This is a genomic window from Ewingella americana ATCC 33852 (assembly GCF_000735345.1).
In the GTDB taxonomy this organism is placed as follows: domain Bacteria; phylum Pseudomonadota; class Gammaproteobacteria; order Enterobacterales; family Enterobacteriaceae; genus Ewingella; species Ewingella americana.
In genome coordinates, this window is record NZ_JMPJ01000017.1 from 160,133 (window position 1) to 175,228 (window position 15,096).

The 15,096-nt window shown below is 49.3% G+C and carries 11 protein-coding genes and 1 tRNA gene; 7 read left to right on the forward strand and 5 right to left on the reverse strand.

Features of this window, described 5'->3' with window-relative positions; all coding sequences use genetic code 11:
• Positions 1-70: 70 nt before the first annotated feature.
• Positions 71-403, reverse strand: a complete 333-nt coding sequence (locus GEAM_RS00820; RefSeq protein ID WP_034786905.1) for a PTS sugar transporter subunit IIB — start codon at positions 401-403, stop codon at positions 71-73.
• Positions 404-717: 314 nt separating this feature from the next.
• The gene (locus tag GEAM_RS00825; RefSeq protein ID WP_244956633.1) at positions 718-1,950 is read right to left on the reverse strand and encodes an MFS transporter; all 1,233 of its coding nucleotides are present in this window, start codon (positions 1,948-1,950) and stop codon (positions 718-720) included.
• Between the two features lie 145 nt (positions 1,951-2,095).
• Between GEAM_RS00825 and GEAM_RS00830 the strand changes: the two genes are divergently transcribed.
• From GEAM_RS00830 to GEAM_RS00855, 6 genes are all read left to right on the forward strand, one after another.
• A complete protein-coding gene (locus tag GEAM_RS00830) occupies positions 2,096-3,013 on the forward strand; it encodes a LysR family transcriptional regulator (protein ID WP_034786907.1) in 918 nt (305 codons plus the stop codon).
• Positions 3,014-3,527: 514 nt separating this feature from the next.
• A complete protein-coding gene (locus GEAM_RS00835) occupies positions 3,528-4,667 on the forward strand; it encodes a porin (protein WP_034786909.1) in 1,140 nt (379 codons plus the stop codon).
• A 166-nt stretch (positions 4,668-4,833) separates the two neighbouring features.
• On the forward strand, positions 4,834-5,667 hold the full coding sequence (locus GEAM_RS00840; protein ID WP_034786912.1) for an HNH endonuclease: 834 nt from the start codon (positions 4,834-4,836) through the stop codon (positions 5,665-5,667).
• A gap of 546 nt (positions 5,668-6,213) precedes the next feature.
• Positions 6,214-7,497, forward strand: a complete 1,284-nt coding sequence (locus tag GEAM_RS00845) for an HAAAP family serine/threonine permease (protein WP_034786915.1) — start codon at positions 6,214-6,216, stop codon at positions 7,495-7,497.
• Between the two features lie 109 nt (positions 7,498-7,606).
• Positions 7,607-8,974 (forward strand): L-serine ammonia-lyase, encoded by a 1,368-nt coding sequence (locus GEAM_RS00850; protein ID WP_034786918.1) that lies wholly within the window; start codon positions 7,607-7,609, stop codon positions 8,972-8,974.
• A gap of 132 nt (positions 8,975-9,106) precedes the next feature.
• Positions 9,107-10,759 carry a dihydroxyacetone kinase subunit DhaK gene (locus tag GEAM_RS00855; RefSeq protein WP_034786922.1) on the forward strand — a complete coding sequence of 551 codons (1,653 nt, stop codon included), beginning with the start codon at positions 9,107-9,109 and terminating at the stop codon, positions 10,757-10,759.
• Positions 10,760-10,837: 78 nt separating this feature from the next.
• Here the strand turns inward: GEAM_RS00855 and GEAM_RS00860 are convergent, their stop codons facing one another.
• Positions 10,838-12,319, reverse strand: coding sequence for a SulP family inorganic anion transporter (locus GEAM_RS00860; protein ID WP_034786926.1), 1,482 nt, complete (start codon positions 12,317-12,319; stop codon positions 10,838-10,840).
• Positions 12,320-13,217: 898 nt separating this feature from the next.
• A complete protein-coding gene (locus tag GEAM_RS00865; RefSeq protein ID WP_034786930.1) occupies positions 13,218-14,309 on the reverse strand; it encodes a GGDEF domain-containing protein in 1,092 nt (363 codons plus the stop codon).
• Between the two features lie 264 nt (positions 14,310-14,573).
• On the opposite strand from GEAM_RS00865, the gene GEAM_RS00870 reads away from it, so the two are divergent.
• Positions 14,574-14,858 (forward strand): DUF1435 domain-containing protein, encoded by a 285-nt coding sequence (locus tag GEAM_RS00870; RefSeq protein WP_034786933.1) that lies wholly within the window; start codon positions 14,574-14,576, stop codon positions 14,856-14,858.
• A 138-nt stretch (positions 14,859-14,996) separates the two neighbouring features.
• Here GEAM_RS00870 and GEAM_RS00875 read toward each other — a convergent pair.
• Positions 14,997-15,082, reverse strand: a tRNA-Leu gene (locus GEAM_RS00875).
• Positions 15,083-15,096: the final 14 nt, after the last annotated feature.

Sequence of the window (15,096 nt, forward strand, 5' to 3'; positions counted from 1 at the left end):
GCCAGGGTATGAAATTCGCTCTTTGACTGCTGACTCTTTGACTTTAAAGTAATGCAAAATTAAAAATTAATTAATGACTCACAGATTGCTGACTTGATGCTTTAATTAAAGCGACTGCTGATTGTAGAACTTTTAACCCATCAACCTTGCCGTAGTGGATTGAATCAATCACTTCGACAGTTTTACCCGGTAGTAATCTTCTGATCTCATCTAACTTGTAAGCGATTTGCGGGCCGAGCAAGACTAAATCCGCTTCACCGCCTTTTTCTGCCGCCAGTGACTCGGAGAAGGCTTGGATAATGACTGGAACTTCGTGTTTTTCAGCGACAGCGTTCATTTTATTGACCAGCAATGAAGTGGACATACCCGCCGAACAGAACAAATAAATGACTTTCTTTTCCATAACGTAATCCTCGTTTTTCTGAGAAATAACAGGGCAGAATGATTCGTCCTGATTGTCTCTGCTTGCAGTCAGTATAATCCAGCAAGCTCGACGGACGATAATTCATCTGCTGATAAAATTGTCTCTCCTTGACCAACCGTTATGACTCCCTTCACATTTTGGGGAATTAATCAGCAAGAAGGTATTTGAAGTGGGAATGAATGGGCGATTAAGCCATTCGTTATATCTATAGAATTAAAGACTATTTTGTTATTTTCGCCATAAAAAAAAGGCCGCGGGAAATTAACCCACGGCCTAGGAAATTCGCGTGATGCCTAGCGCGCTCTGCGTTCCCCCGTAACGAGAATCACTATCAGCCCGAGGATAACAAATCCGGCCGATGCCGCAGGAATAATGTGCGGCCCGGCGTGGTTGATGATAAGTCCGCCAATCAGCGCGCCTAGACCAATTCCGGCATTAAATACTGCGACATTGATTGAGGTTGCCGCATCAGCGCCACCTTCTATTACTGAAGCGTGTTTAAAGACGCTGGTTTGCAGCAACACCGGCAGCGCACCATAGGCTGCTCCCCAAATCGCGAAAGCCACTACCATGGAGTGATAACTGACTGCCGCGGTATTCATGATAATCAGACTGATGGCGAGCATCAGGGTAATGGTGATCAAGCAGCCGCGCAGCGAACGAGCGGCAAACGGCCCGATGGCGAAGTTGCTGATAACCCCCGCGCCGCCATAGATAAGCAGCATGACGCTGGTCTGGCTGGCCGTCTGATGGGCAATCTGTTCCAGATAGGGCGCGATATAGGTGTAAGCCAAAAAGTTGCCCATCACGATAAACGCGGTGGTGACAAAAATAGCCATCAATCGCCCACTTTTTAGGACGCGGGACATCGCGCCGCCAATAGAAGCATTCGTAATACGCACTGCCGGAACGGACCAGGCGATAGCCACGAACACCAGCAGACTCAGCACCGCGAGGGCGGCGAACACCGCGCGCCAGCCCTCGTGCTCTCCCAAAATGGTTCCGGCAGGCACGCCAAGAACCGTCGCCAGAGACACGCCGCCAAAGACAATAGACGTGGCGCGAATAGCGTTGCGCGCCGAAACCAGATGCACCGCCGTGACCACCGCCGTTGACCAGAACACGCCAATCGCCGCCGCCACCATCACGCGGCCAACCAGCACAATGGCGTAGTTAGGTGCGACATAGGTGACCAAGTTGCCGACGCAGCACACCGCCAGCAGCGCCGCCATCAATGCCTTTCTATTAATATGACCAAACAGGCTGGTCAGCGGCGTGGCGGTCAGCGCCACCAGAAACGCGAAGCAGGTCACCAGATAACCCGCCGCGCCCAGCGAGACATTAAGGCCTGCCGCCATCGAAGGCAGAACGCCGACGGGCATCAGCTCGGTGCTGACGAAAGAGAAACAGCCGAGGCTCAGTGCCAGAACGGCAATAGCGCGGCGCACCTTGGAAAGCTCGGCGACATTGGTTTTTGCGCCGGTCGCATCGACCATAGCGCCGGATTGTGAAACGTTTGAGTTCAAGAATCACTCCTCATAGAGATGTTGATTAACACACGTGTTGCGGGTGGGACAGAAGGGGATGTCTCTGCGTTGGAGAAATTCTGAGATTTTTGCCGAGTAATTGCGATAGCATGAAAAGCATATGATTTATGCGTCGGAGTCACGAATGAGCGTATTCAATTCTCAATTGCTGGAAGGGGTCGATGTCATGGCCGCCGTGGTGGACACCAAGAGTTTTGGCGCGGCCGCCGAAATGCTGGATATGTCGCAGTCTGGCGTAAGCAGGGCGGTGGCGCGGCTGGAGAAACGGCTGGGTATTCGGGTTTTCGAGCGCACCACGCGATCCGTCCGGCTGACCGACGAAGGGCGTGAGTTCTACGAGCAGGTGATGCCGCTGATTGCCGAACTGTCCGAGGCGACCAGCAACGCGGCGGGTAATGCGCGCACAGTCAGAGGGCGGCTGCGTATCAATGTCGATCCGCTGTTTGCGCGGTTGGTGCTCGGCCCGCGTCTGGGGCCTTTTATCGACAGCCACCCCGAGTTGGATATTGAGCTGCACAGCCGGGAAGACTTAGGGGATTTGATTGCCGACGGCTTCGACGTGGCGCTGCGTTTCGGCCATCCGGTTTCATCTTCATTGGTTGCCCGCAAAATACTCGACACGCGGGTATTCGCCGTGGCATCTCCGGCATATATTGAGCGATTCGGTATGCCGCAGGACCCCAACGAACTCGCCACCGATCAGCATCGCTGCATCTTCTTCCGCGAGCCGATAACCGGCAGGCCATTTCCTTGGGACTTTCACCGCGGGCGCAAGAAAATCAGCGTCAAGCCGCACGGCTCGCTGACCGTCAATGATTCCGGCACGGTCTACAGCATGTGTCTGGCCGGGCTGGGCATTGCCCAGCTGCTGGAACTGGGGGCCGACACCTACATTGCCTCCAATCAGCTAATCCCGCTGTTCCCCGACTGGCCAGATCAGCGTTTCCCGCTCTACGCCTACTACCCGTCACGCCACCACGCCCCCGCTAAAACCCGCGCACTGCTGGATTTTGTCACCGGGCTGGTGGGGGAGAAAGGCTAATAGAAGCTGTAACCAGAAGCATGTGAAGGAAATACTGACGCGATTTACTTCACGACAATCGATTTTCTGTCATCTATTCGCGCTAACTTAGGCCTGAGTTACGCTGCTTTCCTTAATAGAGTAAGAAGCAAATAGACTCTTTCATCAGCAGTTGATTAAAGATTAAACATAATACGTAAATTACCGTCTCTTAATCGTGAAAATTGTTTTGTTCAGACGTGCTCTGTTACAGAGTGATTTGTTATCAAATATGTCGACACAGTCTAAAAAGCCTGCCCGTATTGAGTGTATATCCCGCAATTTGAAATCAAAATGAGCAGTAAAGTATTCAATGTTTCATAAGCTAACAACTGCATACATTGCTGCTTAATTAATGATCTAATTTTAAAGAAATCCCATTGGGAACTTTCTCATTTTGTTCTTTGTGACCCTCATCACCTATGTTAATTATTTGTTCGTGGCGCAAAACCACAGCAAACACATAACAATAGAAATTGATCAGACAGGGTAATTTATGAGCAAATTTATTAAGCCAATGATTATTGGCGGCGTCGTTCTGTCGGTATTATCTGCCAGCGCACAAGCTGAGATCACCGTTTTAGAAAAGAATAAGCAAAGCGATGCTTTGCTCGCGCCATTAAGCGTTAAGGTTGGCGGTAGTATTCGTCCAGAGTGGATTTTTAATAACGGCCCAGAGCCAGGTTATTATAAAAATGGTCACGACGGCGGTACGCGTTTCCGTTTCAGCACTGATTATGCCCTGAGCCAAGATACCTCAATCATTGGTTATTACGAGTTAGGTGTAGACCTGGCACACGCGCTGAGCTGGGATGACCACTACAACGAAGATGGCCGTCGCGACAAGCAACGCCAGTTGTACGCGGGTATTAAAGATGACCGTTACGGTACTTTCACTTACGGCCACCAGTACGGCATCTATTATTCCGTCGTTGGTATTAAAAGTGACGTATGGGATAACGATGGTCACGCAGGCGCAACCGGTATTGGTGTAAATGGTGATTTCGACGGTGCTAATAAACCGAAGAATAGCCTGAAATATACTAATGATTTCGGCCCAGTGACTTTATATGCCAACTACTTATTACCTGAAGATCAAACCACTGCCGGTGGCAATTTAGATTATCGTCGTAATAACGGCGCAGGTATTGGTGCAGATTATAAAATCACCAAAGATTTAGTCTTCAGCGCTGCATATAGTGCCAACAATGCCACTATTAAAGAAACGCCAGAAAACGAAAAAGATTACCATCAGGAAATCTCCGGTACTGCTTTAACTTGGCAGCCGAACAACTGGTATATCGTCGGTACTGCGAGCTACTACAAAAACTTCGTACCAAGCACGCATGAACAGTCTGTTGACCGTTACTTCGCGGGCAGTGGTTACGGCGTAGAAGGGTTCGTTGGTTACACCTTCAACATCGACCAGCCGTTCCTGAAATCTATCCAGCCATACGTTGCAGCGGATTCCCTGCAATTGAAAGGCGACGAAGATTACCATCAGAACAACGTGTACTTCGGTGCGGGCACCGTTATTGGCCACGGCCTGTCTGTGTACGTAGAACGTACTCTGGCAACCTCAACCAACAACGAAGTTCCTGACTCTACTTGGGTCACCGTGTTCTACGACTTCTAATCTCTGTCCTGCCCGGCAATACGCCGCGTAAACAGCCAAAGCCAGTGCCGAGAGGTGCTGGCTTTTTTGTTGCTTATAGGCAGTATGAAATATTGTCTCAAGGATTGTATGCATTCCCTGTCGCTTTATACTTCTCGTTAGTGATTTCAATAACGGGTATCGGTAAATGTCTGATGAAGAACAGTATGTTGTACTGACTGAAAATGATGTTTCACAGTGGGACGATAAAACGGGCGAACGTTATCATTTTCCTAAGCAATACAGTAAATCGATAAAACCAGGTATGCAGTTTGTCTACTATAAAGGCAGATTAAAACCTGAGAATAAGGCTTTTGAAGGCCAACGTTTATCTAAGAGTCCACATTACTTCGGTATTGGCCGAATCGTTGATGTTCAGCCTGATAAAGCAGGGCATTTGATCGCAACGCTTAGTGATTTCCAAGCGTTCGGGGAAGCCGTACTGGCAAAAAATGATGGCAATTATCTTGAAGAAATTCCGGAATCTAAAAAATCTAATTATTGGCGTGTAAGTGTTCGTAAGATCTCTAAAAGCGTTTTCGATAATATTGTTCTTAATGCGATCACCTCTGCGCCTCTTTCATTAAATGATGCATTTCCCAAACAGGATGAAAAGGAGAACGAAAAGGATGAAGAATCCCTTGTCTCTTATGAAGAGGGGAAAAAGTCATCGAAGTACGTAACTGTATATGAAAGGAATCCTAAGCTAAAACAACAAGCTAAAGCACTCCATGGCACAACCTGTTTTGCCTGTGGGTTCAATTTTGGCGAATTTTATGGAGAATACGGGCAGGACTTTATCCACATACATCACGTATTGCCTGTCTCACTGTTTGGTAAATCGAAAAGGGTCGATCCCAAGACGGATCTAGTACCGGTCTGTGCCAATTGCCATAGCATAATCCACCGTAAGAAAGACCGGACGCTCAGTATTGAAGAACTGAAGGTGATGATTGCTATCAATAATAAGAAGGCCATTTAGCCCTTCAGCTACTTTTTGTAGGCAAACCTGTTTACCTATGGTTCTCAAAGCGCGGTGATCAATCTGACTACCGCGCATGACCTACGCATGATTATTTATCGTGCTATAGATAAAGGAAGTATCTACACTACAATTAGTTTTAAACCGTAACTATTCACATCCTCTAAATCACCCCAATAACAAAATTGCCAAAATAATCATCAACTGGTTTTATTTTTGTGCGATCTGCGCAAATAACGTGCAGGCATCAGGCGGGGGCTAGAAATATAATTTGTTACTGAATGTCCTAAATTGGGATCATCCGAAGAGCAATTATGTTAATAAAAGGTGTTTTTTAAGACTTATTATCGAGTACCAGCTATTAATCGTGACTTTGATCTCAAAGCAGAGCGAAATGACAGCTTTTTATGCTGCTGATAGGTATCATCCCGCCATTAATGATATGTTTTAAACGATTCATTGGTTTTTTAACGGCGCGCTGGTGGTATTAACACGTAGTAAAAAAATCAATTATAAATGACAGATTGTTTTTTATACCGAGGGATTATGGACAATACACATATTGATACGCAGGTAAATGTCTCAACCAGTACCTGGCGTAAAACCGATACCATGTGGATGCTGGGTCTGTATGGTACAGCAATTGGTGCAGGCGTTCTGTTCTTACCTATTAATGCCGGGATTGGTGGTTTAATTCCGCTGCTTATTATGGTTGTGCTGGCTTTCCCAATGACCTTTTTTGCTCACCGAGGCCTGACGCGTTTTGTATTATCAGGTAAAAACGCCGGTGAAGATATTACTGAAGTTGTTGAAGAGCATTTTGGTATTTCAGCCGGTAAGTTAATTACTCTTTTATATTTCTTTGCTATTTATCCTATCTTGTTGGTTTATAGCGTGGCGATAACCAATACGGTCGAAAGCTTTATTACTCATCAGATGCACTGGACGGCTCCGCCGCGTGCATTACTGTCTCTGATATTGATTCTTGGCCTGATGGCAATCGTTCATTTTGGGCAGGACTTAATCGTTAAAGCGATGAGTATTCTGGTGTTCCCTTTTGTTGCCGTGCTGATGGCGCTGGCGTTTTATCTCATCCCGAACTGGAATACTTCGGTATTTGAAAACGTCTCAATGTCCGGCAATGGCGTGGGCAGCGGCATGCTGATGACCCTGTGGCTGGTCATTCCGGTGATGGTGTTCTCCTTCAACCACTCGCCGATCATCTCTTCTTTCGCGGTGGCGAAGCGTAAAGAGTATGGCGAAGGCGCTGAGAAGAAGTGTTCGCGCATCCTGGCTTACAGCCACATCATGATGGTGCTGACCGTGATGTTCTTCGTGTTCAGCTGCGTGCTCAGCCTCTCTCCGGCTGACCTGATGGAAGCGAAAACCCAGAACATCTCTATTTTGTCTTATCTGGCTAACCACTTCTCAAACCCACTGATTGAATATATCGCGCCATTTATTGCCTTTATCGCGATCACTAAATCTTTCCTCGGCCACTATTTAGGTGCTCGTGAAGGCTTTAACGGCATGGTGATTAAGTCACTGCGCAGCAAAGGTAAAAATATCTCTCTGCCGACACTGAACCGCTACACCGCTATTTTCATGCTGTTAACCACTTGGGCTGTGGCAACATTAAACCCAAGCATTTTGGGTATGATTGAAAATATCGGCGGGCCAATCATTGCAATGCTGTTATTCCTGATGCCGATGTATGCGATTCGCAAAGTCCCGGCAATGAGAAAATACAGTGGCCATATTAGTAACGTGTTCGTGGTTATTATGGGCTTAATTGCTATGTCTGCGATTGTTTATACTCTTCTGGGTTAATCTCTAAATTAATAATAAAGAAGGGGCGGAAATACTCTGCCCCTCTATTTCAAATACTAAAAACCTTCCTTCCTGATTTTTCTGACATTTTATTGCCATGGAGTCTAACGTGATTAGCATCTTCGATATTTTCAAAATTGGTATTGGACCTTCGAGTTCTCACACCGTCGGGCCAATGAAAGCCGGGAAAATATTTAGCGATGAGCTTATCGCCCTCGGCCATATTAATAATACTTCTCGCGTCGTGGTGGATGTTTATGGTTCTTTATCTTTAACCGGTAAAGGCCACCACACGGATTTAGCCATAATCATGGGACTTGCCGGTAATTTACCCGACAGCGTAAATATCGATGCGATCCCCGATTTTATCCGTGATGTCGAAAGCACGGGCAAGCTGATGCTGGCCAATGGTGCCAAAGAGGTGGAGTTCCCTCTTGAGGGCGGCATGAACTTCCATTCCACCAATCTGCCTCTGCATGAAAATGGCATGACCCTGAGCGCCTTCGACGGCGAGCAGCTGCTTTATAGCCAAACCTATTACTCGATTGGCGGCGGGTTTATCGTCGAAGCCAGTCGTTTTGGTATGCAGGAAGAGAGCGCGGTTACCATGCCATTCCCGTTCAACTCCGCGCATGATTTGCAGCAGCACTGCAATAACACCGGCCTGTCATTATCCGGCGTGATGATGCAAAACGAGCTGGCCGGGCACAGCAAGGCCGAGATTGCCGAGCACTTCGCGGCTATCTGGGATGTGATGAGTGAGGGCATTACTCGCGGAATTCATACCGAAGGTCTGCTACCGGGGCCGATGAAAATTAACCGCCGCGCCGCCGCTTTGCGCCGAATACTGGTGACGCAGGACAAGAATAATGTAGACCCGATGGGCGTCGTCGACTGGATAAACATGTACGCCATGGCGGTAAATGAAGAGAACGCCGCCGGTGGCCGCGTGGTGACTGCGCCAACCAACGGCGCCTGCGGCATTATTCCCGCCGTGCTGACTTACTACGATCAGTTTATTCGCCCCGTCAGCCCGGACTCTTACAGCCGCTTTTTCTTAGCCGCTGGCGCGGTCGGCATTCTGTTCAAAATGAACGCCTCTATCTCGGGTGCCGAAGTGGGGTGTCAGGGGGAAGTCGGCGTGGCCTGTTCAATGGCGGCTGCCGGGCTTACCGAACTGCTGGGCGGCAGCACGGCGCAGGTATTTATGGCGGCGGAAATCGCCATGGAACACCATCTCGGTTTGACCTGCGATCCACTGGCCGGGCAGGTACAAGTGCCGTGCATCGAGCGCAATGCCATCTCAGCCGTGAAGGCGGTGAATGCGTCGCGCATGGCGTTACGCCGCACCAGCGAGCCTCGCGTCTGCCTCGATAAAGTCATTGAAACCATGTACGAAACCGGCAAAGACATGAATGCCAAGTACCGCGAAACCTCGCGCGGTGGGTTGGCAATCACCGTCGTGGCGTGCGATTAGTCAAATAATCTGTTTTCTCTAAGGCGGGAAACCGCCTTTCTGCCCCAAATCTCCTGCTGCACTGTGCTATGTTGGTCTAGAGTTATTCACAAATCTGACCATACTCAATAACAGTTAAAGGGACGAATCGGCATGTCGACATTTTTCATGAATGACCGCAAGAATCTGATTAACGACGTAATTGAAGGCGCAATTCTCACTTCCCCCTACAAAAATCTCGCCAAGCTGGACATTGATCCGGCAATCCGCGTTGTGGTTCGCAGCGACTGGGACAAAAAGAAGGTCGCGCTGATCTCCGGCGGCGGCTCCGGCCATGAGCCCGCGCACGTCGGCTTTATCGGCAAAGGCATGTTAACCGCCGCCGTCTGTGGCGACGTTTTTGCTTCTCCTAGCGTGGACGCGGTGCTCAGCGCCATTGTTGCCGTCACCGGCGAAGCGGGCTGTTTGCTGATTGTGAAGAACTACACCGGCGACCGTCTCAACTTCGGGCTGGCGGCTGAAAAAGCCAAAAATCTGGGCTACAAAGTCGATTTGGTGATGGTGTCTGACGACATCTCCCTGCCGGATAACAAGCAGCCTCGCGGCATTGCCGGCACCGTGCTGGTACACAAAATCGCGGGCTACGCGGCGGAAAAAGGTAAGTCACTCAAGGCAGTAACCGCCGCAGCGCAAAAGGCCATTGATGCCACCTCAAGCATTGGCGTGGCGATGACCGGCTGCAGTTTGCCGGGCGACAGCGGCAAAGAAGAGGAAGAGAGCCGCATTCCTGCCGGGCAGGTGGAGCTGGGTCTAGGCATCCACGGCGAGCCGGGCGTGTCGAAAATCAAAACCCAAAACAGTGAAAAAGTTATCGCGACGCTGGTCGAGAAGCTGCAGGCGCAGGTGAAGAAAAGTGACAAGCTGGCGGTGCTGATTAACAACCTCGGTGGCGTCTCTCCACTGGAGATGAATCAGCTGACCAAAGAGCTGGTGCATTCGCCGCTCGGCAAGTCGATTCGTTATCTGATTGGTCCTGCGGCGCTGGTCAGCGCGTTAGATATGAAAGGCTTCTCGCTTTCCACCATCGTGCTCGATGATGAAACTGAAAAAGCGCTGTTGGCGAATGTTGAAGCCGCAGGCTGGCAGCCGCTGGTGAAACTTGAAAAACTGCCAACGCAGAAAGCCAAAAAGCTGGGGCAGAAATCTAAAGTCAAAGCCTCGGTCAATGCCGAAGTGGGCAAGATTGTCGAGGTGATCACTGAGACACTTTCCGGGCTGGAAGATGAACTGAACAAGCTGGATGCCAAAGTCGGCGATGGCGACACTGGGTCAACCTTCGCCTCGGGCGCGCGTGATATTCAAGAGCAAAACAAAGGCAAAAAGCTGCCACTGAATGACCTTTCTGCACTCTTAACCGTGGTGGGCGATCGCTTGGCGACCGTCATGGGCGGCTCGAGTGGCGTGTTGATGTCGATTTTCTTCACCGCCGCAGGGCAAAAAGTGGCTGATGGGAAGAAAATCAACGAGGCGCTGCTGTTCGGTTTGGAGCGCATGAAGCACTACGGCGGGGCTGACTTGGGCGACCGCACGATGATTGATGCCTTGCAGCCCGCTTTGGAAGCCTTGGGTAAAAAAGGCGACCTGAAAGCCGCCGCCAAGGCCGCCGCAAAAGGCGCGAGAGACACTTCAACCATGAAGAAGGCCAACGCGGGCCGCTCTTCTTACCTCAGCAGCAACAGTCTGAAAGGGGTAAAAGATCCGGGCGCGGTGGCGGTCGAAAAAGTGTTTGAGGCTCTCGCCAAATAATCTGTAAGAGCTGAAATAAAACGGCCTGTGCGGTTTCCCTCACAGGCCGTTTTCTATTCATCATCAGTCAATCACAGGTTAGTGCGGCCAGCGGTCGAGTTTAATGCCGCGACCCGACGCCTTTTCACCAAACTCCGTCAGCACGGCTTTCACATCCGGGTCGATGTAGTCGGCGTTCTCTTGCTCCACGCGCACCACGGCGTTATCCGGGATTTCCGCCAGAATGCTTTGCAGGCGCGGGTTATGCAGGAAGGTGAGGTTCTGCTGAAAACGCACCACATAATGGTTGTCATCATTGCTCAAATGCATGGCGTTGTGATGGCTTTTATAAGTGCTCGACAGCAATTGAGCCAGCAAACCAATGCCAATACCCGCCAGCATGCCGAAGATTAAAATCCCCGCCACCGTGGCAACAAAAGGCAGAAACTGGGCCAAGCCGAGCCGCCACTGGGCGATGAACAGGGCCGGAGCCGCCAGCTTGTAGCCGGTATAAAGCAGCACTGCGGCCAGACAGGCGAGGGGGATAGTATTCAGTAAGTCGCTGAAAAACATGCCGCATAGCAGTAACAATACCCCATGAAGCAGGATAGAAACCTTGCTGCGCGCCCCGGCGTTAACATTCACCGAGCTGCGCACAATGACCGCCGTGATCGGCAGGCCGCCGAGAAAACCGCTAAGTAAGTTGCCAATGCCCTGCGCCCGCATCTCTTTATTGGGGGAAGGGGGCGGAGTCTGCTCCTTGAGCTTTTTCAGCGCCTCTTGGCTGAGCAAGGTTTCAAGGCTGGCGACCAGCGCCAGCGTCGCGGCGATGACATACACCTGCGGATTATTCCACGCGCTCCAGTTGGGTCTTTCCAACTGCGAGGTGACTTCGTCGGCGCTGTCGAACTTAGGCAAGGCAATGCGCGGCAGGGAGTGCATGGCGTCCGGCAGAATACGGTCGCCAAAGATAACTGCCAGACTTCCCCATAAAACGGCGATCAGCGGGCCGGGAATATAAGTCATCAGTTTGATTCGCCGAAAGGGCTTGGTGGCCCACAGCCATAGAATAGCCAGTGCGACGCCTGCGACCACGAGTGACGACGGAGAAATCGCCTGAGCCGGATCGCTAAACAGGCCTTTCAGCCCATCTTCGCCCTCATAGCCCAAGGCCACGGGGATTTGCTGCAAGATAAGCAGAATACCGATGGCGGCTAGCATCCCCTGAATCACCGAGCTTGGCACCAGAGAGACAAAACGCCCCGCTTTAATCAGGTAGAAAACGCATTGCAGCACGCCCGCCAGCATAATCGCCAGCAGCAAGGTGGAGAACGAACCAAGGGTTTGCATCGCGCCAACCACAATAGTGACCAGCCCGGCGGCAGGCCCGCTGACGGCAAAGCGCGACGGGCTGAGTAAAGTGACCACTATGCCGCCAATCACGCCAGTCAGTAAACCGACAAACGGCGGCATTCCGCTGGCTTGTGCAATACCCAAGCTGAGGGGAAGTGCCACCAAAAACACCACAATGCCGGCCGGAATGTCATAGCGCAGGCTAGTAAGGTTGAGTGATTTATCCATGCTCAGTTCTCCCGTCGAGTGAGCTGTACTGGTCAGGATGGCCAATCCACGGCCTAAGTGGCTTATGTGGTTGAACAGTGGATGAGTAAGAGTGGAGATCAGGTTGGCGCGGTTTCTGCGTCCGGCTTCGATTGCGTGCAAGGAGGGGATTTATCGTGGTCACTTTTGCTTCTCTCGGTCTGTGGGGCAAGCAGGTTTAACCCGCCTGACCAGGGCCATTAACGTCAAAAGATAAGAATTCTTTAATTACGAATTGAAGCTTACAGATACAGTTTCTAACATGTTAGTCGGCAATTCCGCATAAGGAAAATCTTAGAGTGATGAGTTTTATGCCAGTAAAAATGGCCTTTACAGGCTGAAGGGATTAATGGAAAGAGGCGGTGAGCCTTGGTGTTCTGCCGACAGAGCCGCTGTTTTCGAAGCTTGTTTGGTGAGCTTTTCCTACCAAAAGTAAGATTTAATATAAGTTTTTCTTATTTATAACGCTGTTTCACTACATAGAAGAACGGCTGCTCTGCTAGGGAGAGGGTGTGAGTCGGTTTGGCGTGGAGACATGTTTTTGTATCAACCAACGAAGGCCAAACGAACGGCTTACTACTGGATGAGGGAGACTAAAAAATAGCGGCGGGGGTATTTTATTTGGCTTGGTTAAGACCGTAATAATCTTTAGAAATTAATAAATCGATTTTATTCCTCCTAAAAAGAGAAGTCGGCGCTGTAACCGCGTGGTGTAACATTTGGAGAGTGGTACTGATGTTTTATTCAACAGCCTTTGTTGGTAGTCAAGATTGTCATAATAATGAAATAAAAGCGCCATGCAATAAAGTATAAAACTGACTCTCTTTGCGCAATAACTCTTCTCTTTTATTAATGTTTTAAACATTAAAAGCGCCGTGCTTTACAGCGCAATATGCGTTTTTTCGCCGTCTGGGATAGCTTCCCATGAATAAAGGATTTTATTTCTGCCGCTATTTTTGGCGTTATAAAGCAGCTGGTCCGCCACGGTTAATGCGGAAGGGAAATCGCCATCGTGGAGAGTAGAAAGCCCCGCGCTGACGGTGACGTGGGTCGAAACATCGGCATTAAAGCTGTGTGGAATATTTAAACTCAGCACCTTATTTTGAATGCGTTCGGCCATGCGCACCGCGTAGTCTTGAGTCACATTCGACATCACGACTAGGAACTCTTCACCTCCGTAGCGAACCACCACGTCGCGAGAGCGCACGGCATCGCGTATGGCAGCTGAAACGCGCACCAACGCCTGATCGCCCATGCTGTGACCATAGTTATCGTTGTAGGCTTTGAAGTGGTCAATATCGAGCAACATCACGTAATGACTGGATTTATCCTGACTAAACACCGTCTCAAGTTTGTTCTGTAAGCCACGCCGATTGTACAAACCGGTCAGGGGATCAATCATGCTGAGATCGCTGAATTTCTGCCTTTCGCTATAGAGATTGGTCAGCATTCGGCGGGTGAAAGCATCGCTACGCTTTAGCATCATATGGTGCAGATACAGCCCAATCAGGGGCAGCGCGACGGTGAAAAGTATCTTGGAGATGTGAGTAAAACCGTCTAAATAAATAACAGTTCCAGTAGAAGGTGCTACGTGCAGGCAAAATGCCAGAAAATTATCCGATAAAGCAATAACGCTAATAAAGAATATACTGAGCAAGCTCACCAACAAGTAACTCTTGTCATAATCTCCGAATTTATCGAACTGTAAAATGATATGCCATGCCCATAAACTGCCAACCACGATGGAGCAGATACTTAAACGGAATAGCTCGGTTTTTTTGTTCAAATAAATGAATATTAATCCCAGCACGCATACCACCCCAATAATTATTAAGGGCAGCGTGGATTTAGCCATCTTTACCGCTGGGTTAATCATTGCAAATAGGGCCGATGCACTATTTAAGAAAAAGAATAACAATAGCGAAAGACGATGTTTGCTTTTTAGCAATTCATCATAGGCATGAAATATCATTAAGATTCACTCTATTTAGTGTCCGGCCTTCTGAATAGATCAATGCTGCAATATATGCAGTAAATAGCTGAGTTCAAATAAATAAAATTCTAATAATCGAGAAGGGTGATTATTTTAAATCGATAGGCTAATTAATACCGAACTCAAAACTATCACTTTTGGCAACCAGTGTCACCCTAACGGGCGCGTGGCGGGCAAAATGATGCGCGATGAGAAAAATTGCTATATGCTATTGGTTCTCATTATCACTGTGTGGCAAAAATCATGATTGCAGCGATGGTAGCGGCGTGTGGACTCTGGGGAGTGAGTTGGTATCTGGGTAAAAGGCTGACCAGCGGCTGGGGCGTTCTGCTGCCTTGCGTGCTACTGCCGGTTTTTGCTCTGGCGAATATTTCTTTAGATCATCTGCGCGTGATGGTCGTCATCGCCATGTTAGCCACGCTGGTGATGCTGCTGCATAAAACGCTTCGCCACTACCTGCTTTTGCCATCGTTTGTCGCACTGGCGGGCGGGCTGACAGCCTTCTCGGTGAACTTCAATCTGCTTTAATAACCGTCACTAAAAGGCAAATCGCTATAAATGGTTTGAGGTTTTTAGTGAAAGTTTGGTGCCTGAAAGGCAGAGATTTTTGGATAAAAGTCAGAGGATTGCGAGAGGGGGCGGTACTGATATTTGAAGAGAATCATGTGGTGCGAAGGGAGGGACTCGAACCCTCACATCCTAAGGACACTAACACCTGAAGCTAGCGCGTCTACCAATTCCGCCACCATCGCACAGATGATTTCTT

What these genes read in the sequence shown, in the direction of transcription:
- GEAM_RS00835 (WP_034786909.1), top strand. Translation starts at nt 3,528, where the DNA reads ATGAGCAAATTTATTAAGCCAATGATTATTGGCGGCGTCGTTCTGTCG.
- GEAM_RS00855 (WP_034786922.1), top strand. Translation starts at nt 9,107, where the DNA reads ATGTCGACATTTTTCATGAATGACCGCAAGAATCTGATTAACGACGTA.
- GEAM_RS00860 (WP_034786926.1), bottom strand. Translation starts at nt 12,319, where the DNA reads ATGGATAAATCACTCAACCTTACTAGCCTGCGCTATGACATTCCGGCC.
- GEAM_RS00820 (WP_034786905.1), bottom strand. Translation starts at nt 403, where the DNA reads ATGGAAAAGAAAGTCATTTATTTGTTCTGTTCGGCGGGTATGTCCACT.
- GEAM_RS00870 (WP_034786933.1), top strand. Translation starts at nt 14,574, where the DNA reads ATGATTGCAGCGATGGTAGCGGCGTGTGGACTCTGGGGAGTGAGTTGG.
- GEAM_RS00865 (WP_034786930.1), bottom strand. Translation starts at nt 14,309, where the DNA reads ATGATATTTCATGCCTATGATGAATTGCTAAAAAGCAAACATCGTCTT.
- GEAM_RS00830 (WP_034786907.1), top strand. Translation starts at nt 2,096, where the DNA reads ATGAGCGTATTCAATTCTCAATTGCTGGAAGGGGTCGATGTCATGGCC.
- GEAM_RS00845 (WP_034786915.1), top strand. Translation starts at nt 6,214, where the DNA reads ATGGACAATACACATATTGATACGCAGGTAAATGTCTCAACCAGTACC.
- GEAM_RS00840 (WP_034786912.1), top strand. Translation starts at nt 4,834, where the DNA reads ATGTCTGATGAAGAACAGTATGTTGTACTGACTGAAAATGATGTTTCA.